The organism is Vitiosangium sp. GDMCC 1.1324 (assembly GCF_003044305.1).
In the GTDB taxonomy this organism is placed as follows: domain Bacteria; phylum Myxococcota; class Myxococcia; order Myxococcales; family Myxococcaceae; genus Archangium.
In genome coordinates this window covers 172,450-195,798 of sequence record NZ_PZOX01000026.1, presented here as the reverse complement: position 1 = coordinate 195,798, position 23,349 = coordinate 172,450, and the positions used below count along the sequence as shown (strand labels likewise).

The 23,349-nt window shown below is 69.0% G+C and carries 20 protein-coding genes and 1 rRNA gene; 9 read left to right on the top strand and 12 right to left on the bottom strand.

What is annotated here, in order from left to right; genetic code table 11:
• A 5S ribosomal RNA gene (rrf, locus tag DAT35_RS48570) occupies window positions 1–99 on the top strand; the annotation flags it as partial.
• 111 nt (window positions 100–210) lie between these two features.
• On the opposite strand, the gene DAT35_RS48565 is transcribed toward rrf, so the two are convergent.
• Window positions 211–414, bottom strand: coding sequence for a SlyX family protein (locus DAT35_RS48565; RefSeq protein ID WP_108076180.1), 204 nt, complete (start codon window positions 412–414; stop codon window positions 211–213).
• 66 nt (window positions 415–480) lie between these two features.
• Here DAT35_RS48565 and DAT35_RS48560 point away from each other — a divergent pair, with 66 nt between their 5' ends.
• The gene (locus DAT35_RS48560; protein ID WP_108076179.1) at window positions 481–777 is read left to right on the top strand and encodes a tetratricopeptide repeat protein; all 297 of its coding nucleotides are present in this window, start codon (window positions 481–483) and stop codon (window positions 775–777) included.
• Between the two features lie 45 nt (window positions 778–822).
• On the opposite strand, the gene DAT35_RS48555 is transcribed toward DAT35_RS48560, so the two are convergent.
• Both DAT35_RS48555 and DAT35_RS48550 read right to left on the bottom strand, forming a co-directional pair.
• Entirely contained in the window at window positions 823–1,734 is a 912-nt protein-coding gene (locus tag DAT35_RS48555) for a lipopolysaccharide assembly protein LapB (RefSeq protein WP_233262151.1), read from the bottom strand.
• 237 nt (window positions 1,735–1,971) lie between these two features.
• Window positions 1,972–2,319, bottom strand: coding sequence for a DUF2007 domain-containing protein (locus tag DAT35_RS48550; protein ID WP_108076178.1), 348 nt, complete (start codon window positions 2,317–2,319; stop codon window positions 1,972–1,974).
• Between the two features lie 257 nt (window positions 2,320–2,576).
• Between DAT35_RS48550 and DAT35_RS48545 the strand changes: the two genes are divergently transcribed.
• Window positions 2,577–4,568 carry an ATP-binding protein gene (locus DAT35_RS48545; RefSeq protein WP_146210188.1) on the top strand — a complete coding sequence of 664 codons (1,992 nt, stop codon included), beginning with the start codon at window positions 2,577–2,579 and terminating at the stop codon, window positions 4,566–4,568.
• A gap of 30 nt (window positions 4,569–4,598) precedes the next feature.
• Here DAT35_RS48545 and DAT35_RS48540 read toward each other — a convergent pair whose 3' ends face one another.
• Window positions 4,599–5,024, bottom strand: a complete 426-nt coding sequence (locus tag DAT35_RS48540; RefSeq protein WP_108076176.1) for a hypothetical protein — start codon at window positions 5,022–5,024, stop codon at window positions 4,599–4,601.
• Window positions 5,025–5,203: 179 nt separating this feature from the next.
• On the opposite strand from DAT35_RS48540, the gene DAT35_RS60265 reads away from it, so the two are divergent.
• From DAT35_RS60265 to DAT35_RS48525, 3 genes are all read left to right on the top strand, one after another.
• Window positions 5,204–5,398: a hypothetical protein gene (locus tag DAT35_RS60265; protein WP_108076175.1), complete on the top strand. Its 195-nt coding sequence runs from the start codon at window positions 5,204–5,206 to the stop codon at window positions 5,396–5,398.
• Between the two features lie 154 nt (window positions 5,399–5,552).
• Window positions 5,553–7,280, top strand: coding sequence for a glycerol-3-phosphate dehydrogenase (gene glpD, locus DAT35_RS48530; RefSeq protein WP_108076198.1), 1,728 nt, complete (start codon window positions 5,553–5,555; stop codon window positions 7,278–7,280).
• Window positions 7,281–7,466: 186 nt separating this feature from the next.
• Window positions 7,467–9,293, top strand: a complete 1,827-nt coding sequence (locus DAT35_RS48525; protein WP_108076174.1) for a S8 family serine peptidase — start codon at window positions 7,467–7,469, stop codon at window positions 9,291–9,293.
• Window positions 9,294–9,317: 24 nt separating this feature from the next.
• Here the strand turns inward: DAT35_RS48525 and DAT35_RS48520 are convergent, their stop codons facing one another.
• From DAT35_RS48520 to DAT35_RS48510, 3 genes are all read right to left on the bottom strand, one after another.
• Window positions 9,318–9,959: a thioredoxin domain-containing protein gene (locus tag DAT35_RS48520; RefSeq protein ID WP_108076173.1), complete on the bottom strand. Its 642-nt coding sequence runs from the start codon at window positions 9,957–9,959 to the stop codon at window positions 9,318–9,320.
• Window positions 9,960–10,093: 134 nt separating this feature from the next.
• On the bottom strand, window positions 10,094–10,582 hold the full coding sequence (locus tag DAT35_RS62250; RefSeq protein ID WP_108076172.1) for a zf-HC2 domain-containing protein: 489 nt from the start codon (window positions 10,580–10,582) through the stop codon (window positions 10,094–10,096).
• Window positions 10,579–11,214, bottom strand: coding sequence for an RNA polymerase sigma factor (locus DAT35_RS48510; protein ID WP_233262150.1), 636 nt, complete (start codon window positions 11,212–11,214; stop codon window positions 10,579–10,581). Before DAT35_RS48510 ends, DAT35_RS62250 begins: the two co-directional genes overlap by 4 nt.
• 177 nt (window positions 11,215–11,391) lie before the next feature.
• On the opposite strand from DAT35_RS48510, the gene DAT35_RS48505 reads away from it, so the two are divergent.
• Window positions 11,392–12,363 carry a hypothetical protein gene (locus DAT35_RS48505; protein ID WP_108076171.1) on the top strand — a complete coding sequence of 324 codons (972 nt, stop codon included), beginning with the start codon at window positions 11,392–11,394 and terminating at the stop codon, window positions 12,361–12,363.
• Here the strand turns inward: DAT35_RS48505 and DAT35_RS48500 are convergent.
• Window positions 12,347–13,624 carry a hypothetical protein gene (locus tag DAT35_RS48500; protein WP_108076170.1) on the bottom strand — a complete coding sequence of 426 codons (1,278 nt, stop codon included), beginning with the start codon at window positions 13,622–13,624 and terminating at the stop codon, window positions 12,347–12,349. The two genes, DAT35_RS48505 and DAT35_RS48500, sit on opposite strands and share 17 nt — an antisense overlap.
• 160 nt (window positions 13,625–13,784) lie before the next feature.
• Here DAT35_RS48500 and DAT35_RS48495 point away from each other — a divergent pair, with 160 nt between their 5' ends.
• Window positions 13,785–14,684 carry a hypothetical protein gene (locus DAT35_RS48495; protein WP_108076169.1) on the top strand — a complete coding sequence of 300 codons (900 nt, stop codon included), beginning with the start codon at window positions 13,785–13,787 and terminating at the stop codon, window positions 14,682–14,684.
• An 86-nt stretch (window positions 14,685–14,770) separates the two neighbouring features.
• On the opposite strand, the gene DAT35_RS48490 is transcribed toward DAT35_RS48495, so the two are convergent.
• The 3 genes from DAT35_RS48490 to dgt form a co-directional block, all read right to left on the bottom strand.
• Window positions 14,771–16,654: a hypothetical protein gene (locus tag DAT35_RS48490; protein ID WP_108076168.1), complete on the bottom strand. Its 1,884-nt coding sequence runs from the start codon at window positions 16,652–16,654 to the stop codon at window positions 14,771–14,773.
• A 393-nt stretch (window positions 16,655–17,047) separates the two neighbouring features.
• The gene (locus DAT35_RS48485; protein ID WP_108076167.1) at window positions 17,048–18,925 is read right to left on the bottom strand and encodes a hypothetical protein; all 1,878 of its coding nucleotides are present in this window, start codon (window positions 18,923–18,925) and stop codon (window positions 17,048–17,050) included.
• Window positions 18,926–19,239: 314 nt separating this feature from the next.
• Window positions 19,240–20,658: a dGTP triphosphohydrolase gene (gene dgt, locus DAT35_RS48480; protein WP_108076166.1), complete on the bottom strand. Its 1,419-nt coding sequence runs from the start codon at window positions 20,656–20,658 to the stop codon at window positions 19,240–19,242.
• Between the two features lie 222 nt (window positions 20,659–20,880).
• Here dgt and DAT35_RS61505 point away from each other — a divergent pair, with 222 nt between their 5' ends.
• Window positions 20,881–22,602: a lamin tail domain-containing protein gene (locus DAT35_RS61505; RefSeq protein WP_233262149.1), complete on the top strand. Its 1,722-nt coding sequence runs from the start codon at window positions 20,881–20,883 to the stop codon at window positions 22,600–22,602.
• Window positions 22,603–22,716: 114 nt separating this feature from the next.
• On the opposite strand, the gene DAT35_RS48470 is transcribed toward DAT35_RS61505, so the two are convergent.
• Complete coding sequence (locus DAT35_RS48470; RefSeq protein ID WP_108076165.1) at window positions 22,717–23,349, bottom strand: hypothetical protein; 633 nt, start codon at window positions 23,347–23,349, stop codon at window positions 22,717–22,719.

Genomic DNA, 23,349 nt, shown 5'->3' with positions numbered 1-23,349 from the left:
GGGGTCCCACCCGTTCCCATCCCGAACACGGAAGTTAAGCCCTCCAGAGCCGATGGTACTCCGCGGGAAACCGCGCGGGAGAGTAGGTCGCTGCCGGATTTTTTTTGAAGGCCCCGAGTCCTCACACACAGGTGTGGACTCGGGGCCTTCGCCTTTTGCGGGCTCCGGGCGGCGCGGGCTTCTTCGCTCCTAGCCCCCCGGCCTGGTTTCTCAGTAGTGCGGCGGCTTCTCCTGCTGCCTCGCGTCCACCAGGCCCGGCTCCCCCTCCAGCTTCTTCTTCAGCGCCTCCACCTCCGCCCTCAGCGCGCTCAGCTCGCGTTGCTGCTCGTACAGCACCTCGCTCAGCTCCTGCAGCAACTCCTGCTGCTGCATGTAGCGCAACTCCAACTCCACGATCCGCAACTCGTCATCCATGCCCTGTGGGATAACCCGGCTCCGGCCTGTTTGTCCCCGGCTTTGGCCACCTCCCGGAGTGGTTCCATGGATGCCCTACGTCACCTCCAGCGCGCCCGAGAGCTCATCGACCGCGGCCGGCCCGACCTCGCTGAGTCGGCCTTGAGTGATGCCATTGATGCCGCTGTCCTCTCCGAGGACCTGGTCCTGTTGACCCGCGCTCGGATGGCCCTCGGGGAGCTCCTGTTCGATCAGGAGCGCGATGAGGAGGCCGTTCCCTTCCTCCAGGCCGTCGTCCGAACCGAGATTCCCGATGGTTCCGTCGACTCCGAGGTGAAGTCCGCCGCAGGGTTGCTCCGGCGGATCCGCGGCATCCCTGAATGACGGCCTCGAGATGTCCCTGTGTTTCCCACCCTCGAGGGGAGGGGATCACGGAGCGCGGCAGGCGCTCCTGACCGCTTCCATCCGCTCCGGGAACCGGCGCTCCAGATCCATCCTCGTCACCGTCAGCTGCTCCGTCCGGCCCGCTCTCCTCTGCAGCTCGCAGAGCGTCGCCAGCGGCTTCATGTCCGACATGTCCAGGCGATCGGCCTCCCTCAACGCCTCCTCCGCCCCCTCCATGTCCCCCACCGCGAACGCCGCCACCCCCAGGTGGTAGTACCCCATCGCCAGCTTCGGGTCCTCCTCCACCGCCCTCGCGAAGAGCTCCCGCGCTTCCTTCATCCGTCCCTGCTCCTCCCTCACCAGCCCCTCTTCCACCAGCAGCCTCGCCCTCCCCAGGCTCCTCTCCTGCTTCTTCAACACCTCGATCGCCTCGTCCCCTCGGCCCGCCGCGCTCAGCAGCCTCGCGTACCTCACTCCCACTCCCGCGTTCCCCTCCGCCTTCCCGTACGCCCTCTCCACCGACTCCAGCGCTCCCTTCAGGTCCCCGTTCTTCTCCTGGAAGTCCGCTCGCAGCAGATCCGCCCGAGGATCTCCCGGCGCCAGCTCCCGCGCCCTCGTCAGTGATTCCTCCTCGCACCGGTTCATCCGCTGCCCGTGGCAGATCCTCGCCAGCAAGAGCTGCGTCTCCACCTCCCCCGGCTCCCTCTTCTCCGCCTCCCTCGCCAGCTCGTAGGCGTCCATCGGCGAGCCCTCCCTCAGCAGCTCCGCCGCCTCCCTCAGGTTCGCACCCGTCGCCTTCGGGTTCTCCTTCAGCGGTTTCAGCACTTCCACCCGCTTCGTCGCGTCTGGCATTGCCTTCGCGATCGCCAACTCCTGCTCCGGCATGTTCCTCGGTAGGAACAGCGGAATCAGATGGATGGCGAACGCCACCAGGCAGGCGATCAGCGCGCTCCTCACGCCCCGATCCCACCACTGGTTTCGTCGACCCCTGGGTGCTCCTGGGGTCTCTTCCGGGCCTCGTCGGCCCCGGTTCTCTTCGGCGGGCGGCAGGTTCAGCACGGCCCTCTGACTCTAGAGACTCGCCATCCCCTCCGCACCGTCCCTCGCCCGCTCCCCCAGCCCTGGCCCGACACCTCTTCCCCGGTGCCATCAGCCACGCTTACTCCCCAGCCCTCCTCCCTCACGGCTCTGCCCTCACGACACCGCCCTCAGCCGCGGCCTCGGCGACTCCGGCAGTTCCTCCCCACAGCTCCAGCACAGCTCGAAGTTTCCCGGATTCTCCTCCCGGCACCCCGGGCACTCCACCACCCTCGACGCCTTCTCTCCGTCCTCCTCCAGCTCCGCCAGCAGCTCCCTCGCCCTCGCGACCTCCTCCTCCGGCAGCCACAGCTCCACCCAGGTCTCTGTACTCGGAATCTCCCCGCCCAGCGGCGCCAGCGCCTCTCCTCGTATCTCCACCGACAGCCCCGACCCCTCAAGCAGCCCCGCTTGCAGCCTCGCTTCCCCCACTGTTCGGTACACCGAAAACCGCACTCGCTTCATTCCTCCCTCTCTAGGCATGGCCTCGTCTTCTGCTCAACCCGGCCCGCCTCCTTCCCCGCCCAGCTTCTTCCCTCCGCTCCCTCCCTGGTCGAGCGCTCGGGCATCCAGATAGACTGTCCAGGCAGTGGGGGGCGCAACTGCTCGGTTTCCAACTCAGACCGGAAGGGGAGGGTGTTTCTCCCGTTCCATCACACCGGCTCTCCGTCTATCCGTCGTTGGATTCCGTCTTCTCGTTGCCCTCAGCCCCTGGCCCTCGCGTGCCCTCCCTCTCCCGCGATACCTCCAGCCCATACCGCACGCCCCCCTGGGCTCGTTACGGGCTCGCCTTGCTGGCCACCGGGCTCGCCTTCGCCTTCCAGTGGTTCCTCTGGCGCTGGCTCGCTCCTTCCCCCTCCTTCCTCTTCCTCTCCGCCGTTGTTCTCTCCGCCTGGTGGGGCGGCTACGGCCCCGGCGCGCTCGCCACCGCCCTCTCGCTCGTCCTCACCCGGTTCTTCTTCCTCGAGGCCTTTCCCGCCGCCTCCTCCGTCGCCCACCACACCGTCACCAGCGCCCTCTTCACTGGCGTCGCCACGTTGATGACCCTCGTGGCCGCCCGCGTCCGCACCACCCTCCACGAAGCCCAGATCGCTCGCGCCTCCGCTCAGGCCAACGGCCACGTGCTCGACATCACCCTGCGCAGCATCGGCGACGCCGTCCTCACCACCGACTCCCACGGCCTCGTCCGCTTCATCAACCCCGTCGCCTCCTACTTCACCGGCTGGCGCGAGTCCGATGCCATCGGCCAGCCCCTCGAGCGCGTCCTGCGTCTCGTCGACCCCTCCACCCGCCAGCCCCTCGTCCCCGCCATCCCCGAGCGCCATGAGCAGCGGCCCGTCCAGCTCGGCCTCCAGGCCCTGCTCCTCTCCAAGAACGGTGCCGAGCTCCCCATCGAGCACACCGCCGCCCCCGTCTCCGGCTCCGAGGGCCGCCGCATCGGCTCCGTCATCGTCTTCCGCGACATCTCCGCCCGCTTCCGCGAGGACCACGAGCGCTCTCAACTCCTCGCCCGCGAGCACGACGCCCACGCCGAGGCCGAGGCCCAGCGCGAACGGCTCGAGACCCTCTTCATGCAGGCCCCCGTCGCCATCTGTCTCACCCGCGGCGCCGACCACGTCGTCGAGCTCGTCAACCCGCTCGGTCAGACGCTCGTCGGCGAGCGGCTCTCCCTCGGCCGCTCCGTCCTCGAGACCCTCTCCGGGTTGGATCCCAACCTCCTCCACCTGCTCGATGAGGTCTATCGCAAGGGCACTCCCTTCGTCGGCCATGAGGTGCCCCTGCGCGCCGACTTCTCCGGCACCGGCCAGGACGAGGTGAAGTACTTCGACCTCACCTGGCAGCCCTGGCGCGGCGTCGATGGTGAGATTCTCGGCACCATGGGCCTGTGCGCCGAGGTCACCGAGCAGGTGCTCGCCCGCCGCGAAGTGGAAGCGCTCGCCACCGACCTTCAGAAGGCCCTCCAGATTCGCGACGACTTCCTCTCCGTCGCCTCCCACGAGCTCAAGACGCCCCTCACGTCGCTCCAGCTTCAATTGCAGCTGCTGTGGCGCTCGCTCCCCGAGCACGACTCCGACGGCAGCCCCCACCCCGCTCGCAAGCGCATCGAGGCCACCCGCCGCCCCGCCGAGCGGCTCCATCAGCTCGTCAACAACCTGCTCGACGTGTCCCGCATCCGTGCCGGCCGGCTCGCCCTCGAGCACGAGACCGTCGACTTCGCCGCGCTCCTCCAGGACGTCGTCGCCCGCGCCGAGGCCGATGCCGCTGGCGCCGGGTGCAAGCTCGTCCTCCAGGCCGGCTCCCCCGTCATCGGCCGCTGGGACCGTCTCCGGCTCGAGCAGGTCGTCACCAACCTGCTCTCCAACGCCATCAAGTACGGCGCCTCCCACCCCGTCGAGCTCACCGTCATCCAGGATGGGCCCTTCGCCCGCCTCACCGTTCGCGACTACGGCATCGGCATCGCCCCCGAGAACCAGGCCCGCATCTTCCACCGCTTCGAGCGCGCCGTCTCCGAGCGCCACTACGGCGGCTTCGGTCTCGGTCTGTGGATCTGCAAGCAGATCGTCGAGTCGCTCGGCGGCGACATCCGCGTCGAGAGTCAGCCCGGCCTCGGTGCCACCTTCATCGTGGCCCTTCCCCTCGAGCCTCCTCCCTCCAGCCGCTCCGACGCCGAGCCCGACTCCGGCTCCAACTCCGCTTCCCACTCCACCGTCTGAGCCGCTCCCGCGGCTTCGCTGACGCCGGAGCTACTCCTCCTGACGCAGCTCGTGTGGCAGGACGGCATGCGCGTGCCTCGGGGCCCTCGCGTGCAGCTCGTCCGTCAGGAGCGCGTCCAGCTCCTCCAGCAGGGCGTCATACGGCGTCCCCTCCCGTCTCGCCGCCTGCCCGGGGTGGACCGCCATCCGCACCCGTGGCGTCTCCTCGTCCTCGAACGCCAGGCTCACCGCCATTCCCCTCGGGCCTCCCGCCGCGGGTTCCAACGCCGCTGGGGCCTCCTGGTGCTCGGCCTCCTCCAGCAGGGGCCGCAGGCGCTCGACCTCCTCCTTCGTCAGGTCCCTCTCCACCACCGTCTCGCCCTGCTCCAGCACCCGCAGGTGTCTCATTCCCTCCACTCGCACCGCCTGCGCCCCCGTGTTCGTTCTCCCGTTGCGCTCGTAGGTCACCGTCTTCACGCGCTACCTCCCGGCTCAGGCTTCCGTGGAGGTATGCACTCCCCGCTCCTCCCGCAGCCCTCCCTGTTCCTCCCCGACACTGCCCCCTCCCCAGCGGCCCGGTGGCCTCCCTCGCGCCCGCACCTACCTTGCGCGTCCTCCCGGGCATTCCGCCCGGGGCTCGTCTCCTGGAGGCTTCCGTGTCCCACAACCCCAACGATCAGCGCTCCGACGTCAAGAACCCCAACAACCCCGCCCACAAGCAGGACCGCGACAACAGATCCAACCAGAAGAACCCCAACCACCCCGCCCACCCCTCTCGCCAGGCCGACACCGGCGGCTCCTCGCCCGGTGGCCCCGTGCCCGGCTCCTCGCCCAGCAACACCAAGCGCTGATGTCCTCTCCCTGACCGCGCTCCAGGCCCGGGTTCCCTGCGTGGGGGACCCCGGGTCTGATTTCCGGCGGGGGCGAGGGCTCCCTGGCTTCTTCTTGACGCACCGCGTTCAGTTCCTGCTGCCCCCGGAGCTACCCAGCCATTACACTCCCTCCGTGCGTCCTGAATCCGTTGCCCCGTCCGCCCTCGCTCCCGCCCATCGCGGTGACTCCGGCGCCGCGGCCCTCCTTCCCCCGACTCCTCCTCCGCCTCCCGCTCCCCGCTCCGAGCGCCTGCTCGCCCTCTCCTCCCAGGAGTTTGATCTCCTCGTCATCGGCGGTGGCGTCACCGGCTGTGGCATCGCCCGGGATGCCGCCCTGCGCGGCCTGCGCGTCGCCCTCGTCGAGCGCGAAGACTTCGCCTCCGGGACCTCCAGCCGCTCCTCCCGCCTCATCCACGGCGGCGTCCGCTACCTCGAGCACGGCCACCTCGGCCTCGTCTTCGAGTCCAGCATCGAGCGCTACCGTCTGCTGCGCCTCGCTCCCCACCTCGTCCGGCCCCTCTCCTTCGTCTGGCCCGTCTACCAGGGCGCCCGCATCCCCCGCTGGAAGCTCGCCGCCGGTCTCATGCTCTATGACGCCCTCGCGCTCTTCCGGAACGTGAAGGCCTCGCGCCGTCTCAATGCCCAGCAGCTCTCCGAGGCCGTCCCCGGCATCCGCGCCGAAGGTCTCAAGGGCGGCTCGCGCTACTTCGATGCCGCCACCGACGACGCGCGCCTCACCCTCGCCAATGCCCTCGGGGCCTCCGAGGCCGGCGCCATCGTCCTCAACCATGCCTCCGTGCGCGGGCTCCTCATCGAGCAGGGCCGCGTCCACGGCGCCACCGTCGTCGATGAGCTCACCGGCCAGCAGCTCTCCGTCCGCGCCCGTGCACTCGTCAACGCCACCGGGCCCTGGAGCGATGAGATCCGCAAGCTCGACGCCAACGGCTCCACGCCCACCGTCCGCGGCTCCAAGGGCGTCCACATCGCCGTCCCTCGCGAGCGTCTTCCCACCGACACCGCCCTCACCCTCCTGTCCTCCGTCGACGGCCGGGTGATGTTCATCATCCCCGCGGATACCCACACCATCATCGGCACCACGGAGACCGCCACCCACGCCCACCCCTCCGAGGTGCGCGCCAACCTCTCCGACGTGGACTACCTGCTCGCCTCCGCCAACGCCTTCTTCCCCCAGGCCCTCCTGTCCCGCGAGGACGTCGTCAGCGCCTGGGCCGGCATCCGCCCCCTCGTCGCCAGCGGCTATGGCCACGGCGACGCCAACAGCGCCAGCCGCGAGCACGCCCTCCACACCAGCCCCACCGGCGTGCTCGCCATCTCCGGCGGCAAGCTCACCACCTACCGCGTCATGGCCCGCGACACCGTGAACGCCGTCGAGAAGGTGCTCGGCCTCCCCCATCGCAAGCCGCTCACCGACTCCCTGCCCCTGCCCGGCGGCGACATCTCCTCGCTCGATGCCGAGCTCGCCGCCGCCCGCGCCGAGGTTCGCCGCGAGGACACCGCCGTCCACCTCGTGCGCTCCTACGGCGGCCGCTGGCGCCAGGTGTGGGCCCTCACCCGGGAGCAGCCCTCCCTCGCCGAGCCGCTCGTTCCCGGCCTTCCCTACATCCGCGCCGAGGCCGTCCACGCCGTCACCCACGAGCTCGTCCACACACTGTCCGACCTGCTCGTGCGCCGCCTCAAGGTGGCCTTCGAGACGCGAGACCAGGGCCGGGCCGCCGCGCGCGTGGCCGCCGCCGACATGGCCCCCCTGCTGGGCTGGAGCCCGGATACCGTCGAGCGGCAACTGGCCGACTACTCCCACGACGTGGCGCGGCTCTTCGGCATCGACCCGGCCGAGCGCTGACGTCCACCAGCACGCACCCGGCGGGGGCACTCCCGCTCGTCATCCCTACCGTCCAGCAGGCAGACTCCCTACCGTGGTTCAATGGGAATGGGTCCTCCGTCCAGAAGTTGGCCGGACCCGTTCCTCCGCCCGGTACCGAACACCGGCGGTGCCCGCCCCACGGACGTGGTGCAAGGAGACGTACACATGAGGCGATTGGTGCTGTTGGGCTTGCTGGGGTTGGGGGTGAGCGCTTGCAAGAAGGACGAGCCCGTCGACCCCGGGCAGCAGGAGACGCCACTGTGTCCGGATCTGGTCGTCCAGACGCGGAGCCCCTCCTCCCAGGCCCTGGCCACGGCCTCCTCGGCGCTGCGCAGCACCTCCACGTCCCAGGATGGTTCCGAGCGAGTGCTGGTGCGCTTCCGCAAGCAGACCGGGGTGCACGCCGCCGCCGTGTCCCGTCAGCGTGAAGACAAGGTGCGCGCGGTGGGCGCCCGGTTGAAGTCCCACTGGCCCTCGCTCGACACCCTGGCCCTCACCGTCACCCCCGAGCAGAAGGCCCGGCTCGCCCAGGACCCCGAGGTGCTCTCCATCTCCGAGGACCGGAAGGTGCACGCGCTCGGCCTGTCGCCCTGGGTGCCCGTGTCCGCCCTGCTCGCCGCGCCCGCCACCACCGGCAGCACCAGTGAGTACACCTGGGCCGTCAAGATGACGCAGGCCAACGAGGTGTGGGACGCCAACAACGACGGCGTGCTCGACGCCGGGGCCCCCAACGGCTCGGGCAGGACCGTGTGCGTCATCGACAGCGGCATCGACCCGGACCACCCCGAGCTCAAGGCCGCGTACGCCGGCGGCAAGGACTTCATCGACCTCGACGACGTCCCCGAGGACAAGGACTCGAGTGGCGCGTGGGGCGGCGGCCATGGCACCCACGTGTCGGGCACCATCGCCGCCCAGCTCGGCTCCGGCGGCCAGGTGAACCCCAATGACACCAGCCTGAGCACCAGCGGCATGGTGGGCCTGGCCCCCGGCGTCCGCCTGCTCGTCGCCCGTGTGCTCGATGAGAACGGCGATGGGCGCACCTCCGACGTCATCGATGCGCTCCGCTGGTGCGTGGCGCAGAAGGCGAACGTCGTCTCGCTCTCGCTCGGCTCGCCTACCCCGGATGAGACCGAGAAGCAGGCCTTCCAGGAGGCGTGGGACGCGGGCCTGCTCTCCGTGGCGGCCAGCGGCAACGGCGGGGAGATCGCCACCCCGGACTCCCGCATCTACCCGGCCGCCTATGACACCGTGCTCGCGGTGGGCGCGGTGGATGCCAATGGGAAGCACCCCACGTTCTCGCAGGGCGGACCGCACCTGAGCCTGGTGGCCCCTGGCGTGGGCGTGTACTCCACCTTCCCGCGAGGCAAATCGCCCTACGCCAACCTGGTGGCCGGTGGCACCTTCTACGCGTCGTCCGCCTTGGATTTCGTCCCCTTCGAGGAGTACGAGGGCAAGCTGCTCAACTGCGGCCTGGGGGACGGGATGCGCTCCTGCCCCGAGGCCACCTGCGATGGCTTCGTGGCCTACGTGGACCGCGGCGACATCAAGTTCAACGAGAAGGTGCGCAACGTCCGCTCCCAGGGGGCGCGCGCCGTCATCATCGGCAACAACAACCCCGAGGATGACGCGTCGCTGGGCTTCACGCTGGGCGTGGCCGGTGCCTGGCCGCCGGTGACGGCCATCACCACCACCGTCGTGCCCGCCGTCCGCGCACAGTTTGGCAACACCGTGCGCGTGGGCATCCGCGGCGGCGACTACGCCTTCAGCTCCGGCACCTCCATGGCCACGCCCCATGTCTCCGCCGTGGCCGCGCTGGTGTGGAGCGCTCGGCCCTCGCTCACCAACCAACAGGTGCGCGACATCCTCGAGAGCACCGCGAAGCGCCTCGAGGATTCCAACATCCCCGGCACGGACGCCGACAGGGACGACGTCTTCGGCTGGGGCCTGGTGCAGGCCAAGGCGGCCGTGGACAAGGCGCTGAGCATGCCCTAGCGCTCGGGGCTCAGCGCCTCGGCGTCAGCGCTTCAGCGCCGCGTCGATGGTCTGGGCGAAGTCCGCCAGCGGAAGCGCCCCCACCACGGCCTTGTCGTTGATGAAGAAGGTGGGGGTGCCCATGATGCCCCGCTGGCGCCCCTCCACCACATCCGCCTCGACGTAGTTGTCGTACACGCCCGTGTCGAGCGCTCGCTTGAAGCGCTCCACGTCCAGGTTCAGCTTTCCGGCCAGCTTCTCCAGCGAGGCCCGGTCCAGCTCCTTCTGCTGCTGGAAGAGCGCGTCATGGAAATCCCAGAAGCGCCCCTGTTCCGCCGCCGCCATGCTCGCCGCCGCCGCCAGCCGCGCGTCCTTGTGCGCGGGCAGCGGGTAGTGACGGAAGACGATGCGGATCTGATCCCCGTACTTCTCGCGCAGCTGCTTCACCGTGGTGCTCCCCCTCGAGCAGAAGGGGCACTGGAAGTCGGACCACACCTCCACCGTGACCTTGGCGTCCGCGGGACCCTGGCTCGGAGCCTCGCGGCGGGGCGTGGCCGCTCGCGGCTCGGCGGCCTGCACATGGTCATGGCCCTTCGGGCAGTTCCCATCACAGGCGTGGGACGACGACAGCGGGAAGAACGTGGACATGAACGCGCCAACGAGCGCGGCGGTGACGATGCGCCTCATGGTGACCTCTGGAGTTGGGATGGATGTGCCAGGACCCGGGAGGGTGCGGCGGCTGGACTCTCCTGCTCGCCCCTGGCTCCCGGTAGTGGCGCGGGCGGCACGCGGGTTTCAGCGCGCCATTTCCCCGGTGTTTCTCAGTGCAGCGTCCGCGCGGGTGACGCCTGCAGGCACGCGCCGACGATGGCCTCGACCCGGGCCACGGCCTCGACGCTCGGGTCCATGCACGCCGGCACCGTCGCCACGGAGACGAGCCCCTCTCCCCACTGCTCCTCGGTGGCGAAGGAGTCCAGGGACGTGGGGCGCACCGGCACCAGGCTGAGCGTCAGGAAGGCCACCGCGGCCACGGCTCCCAGCGCCATCCGCCCCGCGTGCTCCCAGCCACCCCGGCGCGGCGCGGACGCCGGACGCAACCGGGCCTCCAGCGCACCGAAGCTCAGCGCCGGACGCGACGGCATGCGCCGGGCCCGTTGCGCCATCCACCCTCGCTCCAGGCGCAGCCACGCCAGCGCCCTCGTACACGAGGCACACGCGGCGGCATGCGCGCTCACGCGTTCGGCTTCCTCCGCGGAAAGCTCTCCGGCGAGCAGCGCGTCCAGGTCCGATTCGCGGCAGGGGTGGCTCATGGACGACCTCCGTTTCTCACCTGCCCGGCGAGCCGCTCGCGCAGCTGCAGCCGTGCCCGGTGGATTTCATTCTTCACCTTGGGGAGAGACCAGCCCATCACCTGGGCGATGTCCTCGTACGCCAGCCCATGGTCGATGCGCAGCAGCAGCGCCGAGCGCCGCTCCTCGCGCAGCTCCCCGAGCGCCTCCGCCAGCAGCCCCTCCAGCTCCCGGTCCAACAGCAGATCCTCCGGCGTGGGCGAGGGCAGCGCCTCCGCCAGCAGCGGCTCGCTCTCCTCGGAGGCGATGTCCAGGTGGGTGCCCCGCGTCCGGCGCGACTCGAGGTAGACGTGGCGGGCAATCCCCAGCAGCCACGAGGACAGCCGCGCATCGTCGCGCAGCGCCCCGAGCTTCCCGTGCGCCCGCACGAAGGTCTCCTGGGTGGCCTCGTCCGCGGCGGCATCGTCCCGGAAGAGGTCGCGCAGGAAGCGCCACACGGCGGGTGAGTGCTGCTCGAAGAGGGCTCGGAAGGCGGCCGGGTCTCCCTTCCGGGCGCGTGCGAGCAGCCGGCGCTCCGCGTCCTGCTCCGAGGACGTGTCGCCGACGAGGGTCAATCGGACCGCGAAAAGATGGGCCACGCGCCGTGGTGACATGAAGCCGCCGGGAGTTTCACCGCTCGTTCTCTTTCATCCCGGCCCGGTGCGTCAAATCGGAGGCCGCCCGCCCCGAGAGCCACCAGGGGGGCGGAGGGGGCCTCCCGGCCGGGTGTGTCCTTCCCGGAACAATTCCCACCTTTGCGCCACGGGGAGGGGGCCGACGAGGAGGAAGGCATGCGGAGAGCCATCTGGATGGCGCTGGCCTTGGTGGGGACTGTCCCTCCGGTGGCCCTGGCGCAGCAGAACGCGGGAACCCAGCCACCCGCCGCACAACCCCCCGCGGCGAGCCCCTCGGGGGCGGCGAGCCTGCAGGAGGGGCAGGACACGGCGGGGATGGGGGGGCCGGGAGCGCCAGGGCAGCAGTCCGCCGGGAGCGTGGGGACGGCCACGGGGGCGCCCACCGGAGGCGCTGGAATGCAGGGTCCGGGCGTCGCGACGGGTCTGAACAGCGTGCAGCAGGAACAGGGGGCGAGCGGTACGGGCGGCGCGGGCCCCACCTATCGGGGCACCACGCCGGAGATGCCATCCGCATCGCCGCCTCTGGAGGCGGGCCCGGGGAGGGGCGCTGGGACGGCTGGCGCGGCCGGGACGAGCGGCGTGAGGGGGACTGGAGCGGGCGAGGGGCCCAGCCCCGCGGCGATGCAGCGCGAGCTGGCCAACCTTCGCGAGCGCGTGGCCCGTCTCGAGGGTGAGCTGGAGGCCCTGCGCGGAACAGGCGGCTCGGGGACGGGGGGCTCGGGTGCGGCGGGCACCTCGGGCTCGGCGAACGTCCAGACGCGAGGCTCCGTGGCCGTGGCCACGGCGGTGTTCGATGGCCGGGTGGTCAGCGTCACGCCTCGGGAGATCGCCATCGAGGACACCTCGGATGGCAGCCTCTACCGCCTCGCCGTCGATGACCGGACGAAGGCGTTCGTGGCTCCGCGGCTCAACCGCATCCCCGTGGAGCAGCTTCCCGAGGGGACTCCGGTGCGCGCCTCGTTCGAGTACATCTCCGGCGGCGTCGAGCGCGCGCTCAACATCGTCGCGCAGCCGCAGCCGCCGCCCCGTCCGCGGCAGGGCACGCCCCCAGAGCCAGCAGCAGCAGGCGCCAACGCCCCAGGGGCAGCAGGGCCCGCCGCGACAGTGAACCTCAGCCGGCCTCGATGAGGTCCAGCGATGGGATGAGGGGCCGTGGCATCGCCCACAGCTCCTCGCGGTGACGGTAGCCGAGTTCGAAGGCGGTGAGGATCGCGGGCCAGCGATCCTCGAAGAAGGCCCAGTTGTACTCGGTCGGCTTCGAGGTGAGGAAGTTGTGGTCCCGATCCTTCTGCGTGGCGGTGTAGTCGGTGAGCTCCCAGGCGATGGGACCCAGTTCGAGCCGCACCGTCGGCGTCAGCGCGAGCATGAGGGCGAGGCGGGGCACCTCCCCCGCGAGCGGCGAGGGCGGAGAGAAGGCGGGCTGCACGGCGTTGTGCTGCTCGTGCCAGGCCACGTAGTTGTTGGCGAAGGCGATGAGCGCGTCCCGGTCCGCGGCACTGGCCGCCTGGCGTGCGTCCTCGTAGAGGGCGAAGGCGGTGACCAGCAGACTCTTCCCGCTCACGTCGGGCAGGGCGCTCGCGAAGTCCGAGGGCCGCGGCGAGTCCTTCACGTGCTCGAGCGCATACACCCAGGCGCGCCGGGCCTCGTCGGGGTCGGTTCCCTCGAGCGCGAAGCCCTCCACCACCTGGGCCGGCTTCACCGCGTTGCCGCCCGAGCGCTTGCGCCACTCGAGGTACTGGTGTGCCGCGCCGCCGATGTCCGAGTAGATGGCCACATTCCCGTCGAGCAGCAGTTGCTCGAGGGTGCGCGCGACCGCCTCGGCCCGCTCGAGCGGGGTGAAGCCCGGGGCCTCGTGGAGGAGCCGAGCGAAGCGCCAGGTGGTGAGCCACAGGGGGCGCGGGTCCGCGAGCGCGTCGAGGTTGGCTCCGCTCAGCAGCGTGCCCAGGGACGCGGCCACGTCGTGCGACAGGCCGAACCAGCGCAGCGTGTCCGCCACCTTCTCGGCGACGAGCCGATCGGAGCCAGAGACACCGCCGCGCTCGAGCGCATGCTGGATGGACGGAGCGGGCTCGCCCTGGGCCGCGTCGATGATGGCCCGGGCGAGGTGCGCGCCGAGCATGCCCTTGCCCACCACCAGGGCGGCATGAGGGGCGAAGGCGAACCAGTTGCCGAGGACGCGGCTGACCCCGCCGGGCCGGAAGTCCGGATCGACCAGCGCCTGCATCTCGTGAGCGAGCTGGATGTAGCCCCGGGTGATGCGGTGGTTGGTGTCCAGGGAGTGGCGCGTGTCGGCGACCAGCCAGCGAGCGGGCGCGCGGAGGATGTTCCGTGGCCTGGGCGCATCGACGGGAGTGCCGGGAGTTTGGGAAGACAGATCCTGAGCCGACATGTGCTGAGCTCCTGTGGAATCCCCGTGCACGGAGCCTCCTCGGAGGCTCGGAGAGCGGCCGGGGCGCCGCTCCGTGGGTGCTTCGCCTCAAGCAGCCGTACTGGTTGCCCATGGGCGTCCGCCGCCCAACGTTTTACCGGAAGAAGGGAGCGCGGCGTAGATGCGAAAGCCAACCTGGCTGGACCTGGGCATCGCGGTGCTTGGCCTGTTCCTCGTGTGCAGCGCCGCGCAAGGGGTGGTGCAGTCTCCGTACGGAGATGGGACGCAAGCTCCTCCCACCGATGACTATGTGGGGGATGTCACCCAGGATTCCGGTGTCACGGGGACACAGGACGGCATGGGCTCGAGCTCGGGCCTGGCCACCGACGACACGGCGCCGCAGACGGGGAACACGGGGCAGGTGGCCGGCTCGCCGCAGACGGGGAACACGGGACAGGTGGCCAGCTCGCCGCAGACGGCGGACACGGGACAGGTGGCCGGCTCGCCGCAGACGACGGTGAATGACGCCCAGCAACAGCTGCAGGTCGCCCGGCTGCGAACGGAGGTGGCCCGGCTGGAGCAGCAACTCGCGCAGATGCGGGCCCAGCTTGCACGGATGGAAGCCGCCTCGCCGGGAGTGGGAGGGAGCGGGCCGGGCGTGGGAGGCAGTGCTCCGGGCGTGGGAGGCAGTGCGCCGGGAGTGGGAGTCCGCGAGCCGGGCGTGGGGGGTAGTGGCTCCGCGGGAATTGGAAACCCCAGCGCGTCGGGCGTGGGAGTGGGCGGTAGCGGCGCGGGGCAGGCACAGCCGACCCGGCAGGGCTACGCCGAGGCCAACGTCATCTACACGGGCCGCATCCGCTCGCTGTCTCAGGGACAGCTCGTGCTGGAGGACGAAGGCATGGTCAAGACACTGCCGCTCGCGCCCAAGGTGCGCGTCCTGCGCGACGGACGAGAGGTATCCCTTCAGAGCCTTCGCGAGGGCACCCTCGTGCGCGCTTCCGCGGACATGCTCACCCGCGGCATCCCGGTGAAGGAAATCCAGGTGATCGTGTCGCCCAAGGCCAAGGCGCAGGGCAAGTAGCACGCGGCCTCTAGAAAAGAGAACGCCCCCTCCCGGGAAGGCAGGAGGGGGCGGGGTGCTTCATCGCGAGTGGAGTACTTCAGCGCTCACGGGCAGAGGAAGCGCACCTGGTAGTCGAGGCAGGTGCCGTTGGACTGCTGCGAGTTGGTGCAGGTGCCGCCCGAGAGCGTGCAGCTGTACACCTGGCCGGTGCTGCTCCAGTTCACGCCGCTGGTGGTCTGGCACTCGATGGCGATGGGGTTGGAGCAGACGGGGAAGCCCTCGGTGAGGAAGTCGGACAGGGTCTCGAAGTCACCGACGCCGCCCGGAGCGTCGCGGTTGAGCCAGGGCGTCCACGTGCCCGAGAGGGCGTTGACCTGCACGGAGCGCGAGTTGGTCGCATTGAACTGGCGGCCGTGGGAGTCGCTCTGGGCGGTGAGGGCCACGGTCTTGGCGCCGGCGGAGGTCCATGCCTTGCTCTTGGTGGTGACGGTGGCGGGGGCGGCGCTGAAGCTGGTGGAGGTGCTGTCACCCCAGGCGAGCTGGTAGTTGACGGTGTCGCCGTAGGGCCAGCAGGGACGCATGCGCGAGTTGTAGTTGCCGGTGGCGTTCACCAACAGGCTGGAGGGTCCGGTGAGGATGGGACGGATGGCGCTCGAACCACCGCTTGGGATGTCCCAGAACTTGATGTGCTTGCGCGAGGTGCTCCACAGGTTGTTCCACTGCGCGGGGCTGCCACCGAAGGCCGCGGCCTGGGCGGTGATGAAGAGCTGCCAGTCGAGGTCGAAGGTGAGGGCGCTCACGGTCTCGTTGATGCCGTCGCCGTTGCCGTCACCGCAGGAGTTGCCGTAGTAGCCCCACAGGTCGCCATAGAGGTAGGGACGCACACCGACCTGAGCGTAGGCGAGCCACTCGGAGTAGAGGTAGGCGCGCACGGCGACCTGGGCCCACACCGTCGGGTAGGCGCGGCCCGAGATGCTGGCCGTCAGGGGCTGCGGCGAGGAGGTGGGCAGGCTGTAGTTGGCCCAGCCGCTGCACGAGCTGAGCGTGCAGGTGTAGTCGAAGCTGCCCGTGGCGTTCTGGTTGCTGTTGTAGCTGACCGAGCCGGTGACGCTGGCGTTGACGTTCAGGCCCAGGTTGATGGGCAGGTTGAAGCCGATGTGCACCGGGACGGGGCCGACGAAGAAGTCCAGCGAGCCCAGGTACGGCTTGGCGATCTGGTTCTCCCAGTTGAAGTTGTAGTTGAGGGTGCCCGACACGGTGGCGCCGTAGCCCACCGTCGCACTGCCCCAGGCGTGGGCGTAGCCGAACTGGACGGCGTAGGGGATGCACACCCAGAAGACCTTGGTGCGCTTGATGCGCAGCTGCACCTCGCCGGTGGCGCTGCCGCTCAGGTTGCCCGTGGCGGACAGCGTGCCCGAAAAGCCTCCGCCGAGGCTCGTGGACGTGGAGATGGGCGTGTTGAGGCTGAAGCCCTTGCTCTTGTTGATGAACTGGTCCGAGCACGAGCCGAACGGGCCCATCTTGCCCATCGTCTTACCATCGCCCTCGTCGAGCGGCTCGGCGATGGCCTTGAGGGCCTCGGTGAGCTCGCCCTTCTCCTGGGCGATGGCGATCTCATCGGCGATGAACTTGTCGACGATGAAGACCGTGTCGCCCTCGGTGGAGGCGGCGGCCGCGGCCAGCTCCTCCTGGAGGCTGGGGACCACCGGCAGCCGGAAGGCGGACTCCTTGCCACTCTGCAGGGTGTAGATGTCCTTGGAGTAGTACTGGCCCTTGTCATCCACGGCGTAGCCGCTGATGTTCTTGAGCTGCCAGCCCTCGCCCTCCTCGAGGATCTTCTCCGAGTAGACCTTTTCCTCGGGAATGGGCTCCTGCTCCTGCGCGAGCGCGCTGCCGCCCGCGGCCAACGTCAGGCCCAGGGTCAGGAACCGGGCAAAAGTCTTCCACCCACGGCGCGAGGCCGTGTTTCCAGAGAATGGTTGAGTCATAGGTCTGTTCCTTCGAAACGGAGATGCGCCTGCTGGCCCCCCCTTTTTCCTGGGGCGGACGTCATCGGCCGCGTTCAGCAGGCGCCATCCTATGTCTCATGTCTGTTTTAGAATTTCAAGCCTCGCGGATAATTCCGGTATTGTTGCTTCACGAGCAACACCCCTGGCGCGGCGTTGGTTGCCTCGAGAGCAACGTTGCCTCGCAGGCTACAGAGCGGGCTCCGGCGCACTCGAACCGGGAGAATCCGATGAGCTCTCAGGGGCCGACGGGGCGCGTGTCTGCGTTTGGAAGGAAGCCGTGGGCGCGGATGTCTGGGATTGAAAAAGGAACGCCCCCTCCCTGGAAGCCAGGAGGGGGCGGGGTGCTTCATCGCGAGCGGAGTGCTTCAGCGCTCACGGGCAGAGGAAGCGCACCTGGTAGTCGAGGCAGGTGCCATTGGACTGCTGCGAGTTGGTGCACGAGCCACCCGCGAGCGTGCAGCTGTACACCTGGCCGGTGCTGCTCCAGTTCACGCCGCTGGTGGTCTGGCACTCGATGGCGACGGGGTTGGAGCAGACGGGGAATGCCTGGGCGAGGAAGTCGGACAGCAGCTCGGAGTCACCGGTGCCGCTCGGCGTGTCGCGGTTGAACCAGGGCGTCCACGTGCCCGCGGGGTAGTTGACCTGGACGGAGCGCGAGGTGGTGGCGCTGAGCTGGCGGCCGTGGGAGTCGCTCAGGGCGGTGAGGGCCACGGTCTTGGCGCCGGTGGAGGTCCAGGCCTTGCTCTTGGTGGTGATGGTGGCGGGAGCGGCGCTGAAGCTGGTGGAGGTGCTGTCACCCCAGGCGAGCTGGTAGTTGATGGTGTCGCTGTAGGGCCAGCAGGGGCGCATGCGCGAGTTGTAGTTGCCGGTGGCGTTCACCAGCAGGCTGGAGGGCCCGGTGAGGATGGGGCGCAGGGCGCTCGAACCACCGCTGGGGATGTCCCAGAACTTGATGTGCTTGCGCGAGGTGCTCCACAGGTTGTTCCACTGCGCGGGGTTGCCACCGAAGGCCGCGGCCTGGGCGGTGACGAAGAGCTGCCAGTCGAGGTCGAGGGTGAGGGCGCTCACGGTCTCGTTGATGCCGTCGCCGTCGCCGTCACCGCAGGTGGTGCCGTAGTAGCCCCACAGGTCGCCATAGAGGTAGGGACGCACTCCGACCTGAGCGTAGGCGAGCCACTCGGAGTAGAGGTAGGCGCGCACGGCGACCTGGGCCCAGACGGAGGGGTAGACGCGGCCCGAGATGCTGGCCGTCAGGGGCTGCGGCGAGGAGGTGGGCGAGTTGAAGTTGGCCCAGCCGCTGCACGAGCTGAGCGAGCAGGTGTAGTCGAAGCTGCCCGTGGTGTTCTGGTTGCTGTTGTAGGTGACCGTGCCGGTGACGCTGGCGTTGACGTTCAGGCCCAGGTTGATGGGCAGGTTGAAGCCGATGTGCACCGGGATGGGACCGATGAAGAAGTTCAGCGAGCCCAGGCCCGGCTTGGCGATCTGCGTCTGCCAGGCGTAGGCATAGTTGATGGTGCCGGACACGGTGGCGCCGTAGCCCACCGTCGCGTTGCCCCAGGCGCGCGCGTGGCCGAACTTGACGGAGTAGGGGATGCACACCCAGAAGACCTTGGTGCGCTTGAGCCGCATCTGCACTTCACCGGTGGCGCTGCCGCTCAGGTTGCCCGTGGCGGACAGCGTGCCCGAAAAGCCTCCCCCGAGGTTCGTGGACGTGGAGATGGGCGTGTTGAGGTTGAGGCTCTTGCTCTTGGTGATGAGCTGGTCCGAGCACGAGCCGAACGGGCCCATCTTGCCCATCGTCTTGCCCTCTTCGTCGAGCGGCTCGGCGATGGCCTTCAGGGCCTCGGTGAGCTCGCCCTTCTCCTGGGCGATGGCGATCTCATCGGCGATGAACTTGTCGATGATGTAGACGGTGTCGCCCTCGGAGGCGGCGGCATCCGCGGCCAGCTCCTCCTGGAGGTTGGGAACCACCGGCACCCTGTAGGCCGCGTCCTTGCCCGTCAGGGTGTAGACGTCCTTGGAGTAGTACTCACCCTTGTCGTCCACGGCATAGCCGCTGATGTTCTTGAGCTGCCAGCCCTCGCCCTCCTCGAGAATCTTCTCCGAGTAGACCTTTTCCTCGGGAATCGGCTCTTCCTGCTGGGCGAGCGCACTGCCCCCCGCGGCCAACGACAGGCCCAGGGTCAGGAACCGGGCAAAGGTCTTCCACCCACGGCGCGGGGCCGTGGCTCCAGAGAATGGTTGAGTCATGGGTCTTTCCTTCGAAACGAAGACGCACCCGCGGATGTCTCGGCCACGTCCGGCAGGCGTCAACCCTATGTCTCATGTCTATTTATGGGTTTCAAGTATCCCGGACATTTCCTGAATTGTTGCTTCAAAGGCAACAGCCCTGGCATGCGCCGGTGCCTCGAGAGCAACGTTGCCTCACAGGCTACGGGACGCACTCCGGCGCTCTCGAAACGGGAGATGCCGACGAGGGGTGATGGGGCACGTGTCTGTGTTTGGAGGGGAGCCGCGCGCGGGTGTCTGGGATTGCGCGGCGGAGGCCCGGAGCGGGGCGGCACCTACTCCGGCAGCTTGATGCCCGAGAGCCGCTGGTACAGCTCCACCGCGAACCCGTCCGTCATTCCCGACACGTAGTCCGTCACGCACAGCAGCCGCTGGTACGGCGTCAGCCGGAGGATGGCCTCGTCCCGGTCCTCGAGGTACGGACCCGGCCTCTGGAAGAACTCCAACGGCAACAACTGCCGCAGCTTCTTCTCCTCGCGGTCCGGTTTGTCCGCGAGCACCGCGAGCGCGAACATGTCCAGCAGCCCGCCCAACGTCCGGAAGCCCGCGGCTTCAATCTGCAGCACGCGCTCGCTCTCGTAGCCCTTCTTCCGGGTGATGCCGGTGATGTCCTTCACCTTGCGGTCCGCTTCCGGCCGCGCCGACATCAGCGACTGCTCGAAGCGGCCCTCCTCCATGTCCCGCACGTTCTCCTCGAAGCCCGCCACGCACTCGTGGATGAGCGCGAAGATGGCGCCCGCACGTGCTCGCCCCAGCCGCGACTCCCAGTCCACCTTCTCCTTCAGGGGATGGAAGCCCAGCTGCATCGCGGCCACGCTCTCCAGCAGCGAGCAGGCCTCCTCCATCGGGATGAGGCCCAGCTTCGCCGAGTCCTCCAGGTCGATGAGCGCGTAGCAGATGTCATCCGCCGCCTCGACGAGGAAGGCCAGCGGGTGGCGGCTGAACACATCCGCCTCGCGCTCCTTGAGCCCGAGCGTGCGGAACACCTCGCGGGCGAGCTGCGCGTCCTCCTGGAAGAACCCGAACTTCTTCTCCGAGATGGGTCCCCCCTTCTTGCGCTCGCGCCGGCCCGGCAGCACCGAGGGACACGGGTACTTGCTCATCGCCCCCACGGTGGCCACGGTGTAGCGCAACCCGCCGTCCCGGTTGCGCGCCTGCAGCCGCGTGAGGATGCGGAAGCCCTGGGCGTTGCCCTCGAAGCTCTCCAGGTCCTTCCACTCGCTCTCGGTGGCGAATGGGTGCTGCTTGTCCCGCTTCTCCACGTGCTCGAAGTGCTGGAAGTGCTTCTCCACCCAGTGCTGGATGGCCGCCTCTCCCGAGTGTCCGAAGGGAGGGTTGCCGATGTCGTGCGCCAGGCACGCCGCCGCCACGAGGGTACCCAGGTGCGACGGCTCCACCTCCACCCCCTGCCTCTTCAGGCTCCGCCCCGCGAGCTGCCCCAGCGAGCGCCCCACGCTCGAGGCCTCGATGCTGTGCGTGAGCCGCGTGCGGGTGTAGTCGCTCGACGAGAGCGGAAACACCTGCGTCTTGTCGTGCAGGCTCCGGAAGGCGCTCGAGAAGACGATGCGGTCGTAGTCGACGTCGTAGGCCGTCCGCTCGTCCAGCGACTCCTGCTGGGGCGGCCGGTCCTTCTTGTCCCCCACCCGGTGCGGGGAGAGGAGCTGTCGCCACCGTTCGGTTCGTGGGTTGCTCATGGGTGCCTCGTGCTGTGCGTGCGGTGGGGGGACCGCCATGGTGCGGCGGGAGCACCCCGGGGCAAGTTTCCCGGCGGCCTCCGGTGGCGGCTCCACGAAGGGGCAGGATGCCTCACGGCTCCCACGGTCTTCATGCAGCTCCATGGTTCGTTTTTGACCCATATTGAAATTTGAGAAAGTGGGTGATTCCGTCCTGCCTCCCCCCCCGGCCGAGGAGGCTTCATGAAGTCGCTCTACCGTTCGCTGTTGTTCGCCGTGCCCGCCATCGGGCTGATGGGGCCCGCCAGTGCGTGGGCCCAGACGAAGGTGTTGTTCGAGGCGATGCACGCGCAGACCGCGGGCAACGCGGACTGGGTGCTGGACGAGGACTCGTGCGGCACCGCCCAGCGCTACCCCACGCCCGCGCAGAGCGGCATCACCGCCTCCACCCCGGAGACGTACTGGGGCGGCGCCTACTCGTCCTTCGGCGTGGCGCTGGTGAAGAAGGGCTTCTCGGTGGAGAGCCTGCCCACCGGCGGCCGCATCACCTACGGTGACACCACCAACGCGCAGGATCTCAAGAACTACAAGGTCCTCATCCTTCCCGAGCCCAACACCCGCTACAGCACGGCGGAGCGCTCGGCCATCCAGGCCTTCGTGAAGAATGGCGGCGGCCTGTTCATGATTTCGGACCACGGGAACTCGGACCGCAACAACGACAGCTGGGACTCGCCGGAGATTCTCAACGAGTTGATGACGGGCGTGTCCTGGGGCATCCACTTCCAGGTGGTGGGCGAGTCGGACAACTACTTCAACGACAACCCGGACTCGAAATACACCACGGACACCTCGTCCCCCATCGTCTTCACGGGCCCCTACGGCAAGCCGTCGGCGGGCAAGGGCCTGGGCCTCTTCGGCTCCACGTCGATGACGCTGAGCACGTCCACCAACCCCAACGTGAAGGGGCACATCTGGATGACCACGGGCACTGTGGGGGCGAGCACCCGGGTGACGTTCGCCACGTCCACGGATGGCACGGGACGCATCGCGGCCATCGGTGACTCCTCGCCGGCGGAGGACGCCACCAACGGCTGCGGCCACACCACCAACAACGGCTGGAACGAGACCGCGTACGACAACGCGCTCATCCACCTCAACGCGGTGGCGTGGCTCGCGGGGGCGGGCGGGGGCACCGCCGACACCACCGCGCCCACCGCTCCGAGCAACCTGAGCGCCTCGGCGGCCTCTTCCAGCCAGGTGAACCTGGGGTGGACGGCCTCCACCGACAACGTGGGCGTGGCCAGCTACAACGTGTACCGCAGCACGGATAACGCTACCTTCTCGGCCGTGGCGAGCGTCAGCGGCACCAGCCACTCGGACACAGGGCTCGCGGCGAGCACCACGTACTACTACCGCGTGACGGCCGATGACGCGGCCAACAACGAGTCCGCTGTCAGCAACACCGCCTCGGCCAGCACCCCGACCGCCAGCAGCCCGGCCCAGGTCATCATCAATGAGATTCTGGCCAACGAGCCGGGCTCGGACACGACCAGGGAGTTCGTCGAGCTGGTGAACGTGGGCGGCACCTCCATCGACATCAGCGGCTGGAGCGTGTGGGATTCGGCGGCGAAGCAGCACACCTTCGCCTCGGGCACGGTGCTGGGGGCGGGCAAGGCCATCGTGGTGTTCGGCTCGGCGGCGGGTATTCCCTCGGGGCTGACCAACGCCGTGGGCGCCTCCGCCGGGACGCTGGCGCTGGGCAACAGCGGGGACACCGTCACCCTGAAGAACGCGGGCAGCACCAACGTGGACTCGTTCACGTACACGAGCTCGCTGTCCGGCACGGATGGGGTGTCCATGAACCGCAGCCCCGACACCAGCGCCACCGGGAGCTTCGTGCTGCACACGTCGGTCTCGTCGCTGAGCTCGTCGCCGGGCACGCGCGCCAGCGGCTCGGCGTTCTAAGCCGTCTGGAATAGGTGATGTCTTGAATTGAAGGAATGGGCCGCTCTTTCGGAAGGGAGGAGCGGCTTTTTTCCTTCCAGGGTGCCCGAAGCGCCACCCCCGGTATGGCGCCATTCAGTAGACGATGCAGTCGAACTTCTCGATGACGGCCCGGAGCTCTTCCGGGGTGGTGTCAAACCGCTTCGCAATGGTGAGGGCGTGCTCGGTCAACGCCACTGTGCTGGGCGGCTGCTTGCGCAGCGTCTCGATAACAATAGGGCCAACTTGTCCCGGCCACTGGACGCTGTTGAGCTCACGGCTTCTGCCGATGGGGTCCAAGATGGTGAAGCAGGGCCACTTGGGAAAGCGAATGGTGGCAGGGTCAGAGCCCATGATGCGGCAGCCATCCATGCGGGCCTCGGTGAAGTCGCAGTCCTCGATGGCCCCGAACTGATACCACGGCAGGCTGCTGTATTCAGGCCAGTGCCCGAAGTCACACCCTGACAGCCGCCCTTTGAACCGACAACCCTTGAGAGACGCGGCCACCCAGCTCTGGTAATTCTTCAACTCCTGCTTCACCTCGAAGGTGCAGTTGATGAAGCGGGGCTGCTTGAGGCTCAGGCGCCGAGCGGGCACCTTCAGCACGAGGGTACAGTTCTTCAGCGTCAGGTCGGGGCCGAGGATGTAGTTGGCTTTCGTGTCCGTCAGCTCCAGCCGCTCGTTTTCGATTTCCCGGTCCGTGAAGACGACGTTACCGAGCGAATCCAT

Coding starts and splice junctions, on each gene's coding strand:
- DAT35_RS48565 (WP_108076180.1), bottom strand. CDS start 414: ATGGATGACGAGTTGCGGATCGTGGAGTTGGAGTTGCGCTACATGCAG.
- DAT35_RS48560 (WP_108076179.1), top strand. CDS start 481: ATGGATGCCCTACGTCACCTCCAGCGCGCCCGAGAGCTCATCGACCGC.
- DAT35_RS48550 (WP_108076178.1), bottom strand. CDS start 2,319: ATGAAGCGAGTGCGGTTTTCGGTGTACCGAACAGTGGGGGAAGCGAGG.
- DAT35_RS48525 (WP_108076174.1), top strand. CDS start 7,467: ATGAGGCGATTGGTGCTGTTGGGCTTGCTGGGGTTGGGGGTGAGCGCT.
- DAT35_RS48520 (WP_108076173.1), bottom strand. CDS start 9,959: ATGAGGCGCATCGTCACCGCCGCGCTCGTTGGCGCGTTCATGTCCACG.
- DAT35_RS62250 (WP_108076172.1), bottom strand. CDS start 10,582: ATGAGCCACCCCTGCCGCGAATCGGACCTGGACGCGCTGCTCGCCGGA.
- DAT35_RS48510 (WP_233262150.1), bottom strand. CDS start 11,214: ATGTCACCACGGCGCGTGGCCCATCTTTTCGCGGTCCGATTGACCCTC.
- DAT35_RS48505 (WP_108076171.1), top strand. CDS start 11,392: ATGCGGAGAGCCATCTGGATGGCGCTGGCCTTGGTGGGGACTGTCCCT.
- DAT35_RS48500 (WP_108076170.1), bottom strand. CDS start 13,624: ATGTCGGCTCAGGATCTGTCTTCCCAAACTCCCGGCACTCCCGTCGAT.
- DAT35_RS48495 (WP_108076169.1), top strand. CDS start 13,785: ATGCGAAAGCCAACCTGGCTGGACCTGGGCATCGCGGTGCTTGGCCTG.
- DAT35_RS48490 (WP_108076168.1), bottom strand. CDS start 16,654: ATGACTCAACCATTCTCTGGAAACACGGCCTCGCGCCGTGGGTGGAAG.
- DAT35_RS48485 (WP_108076167.1), bottom strand. CDS start 18,925: ATGACTCAACCATTCTCTGGAGCCACGGCCCCGCGCCGTGGGTGGAAG.
- dgt (WP_108076166.1), bottom strand. CDS start 20,658: ATGAGCAACCCACGAACCGAACGGTGGCGACAGCTCCTCTCCCCGCAC.
- DAT35_RS61505 (WP_233262149.1), top strand. CDS start 20,881: ATGAAGTCGCTCTACCGTTCGCTGTTGTTCGCCGTGCCCGCCATCGGG.
- DAT35_RS48470 (WP_108076165.1), bottom strand. CDS start 23,349: ATGGATTCGCTCGGTAACGTCGTCTTCACGGACCGGGAAATCGAAAAC.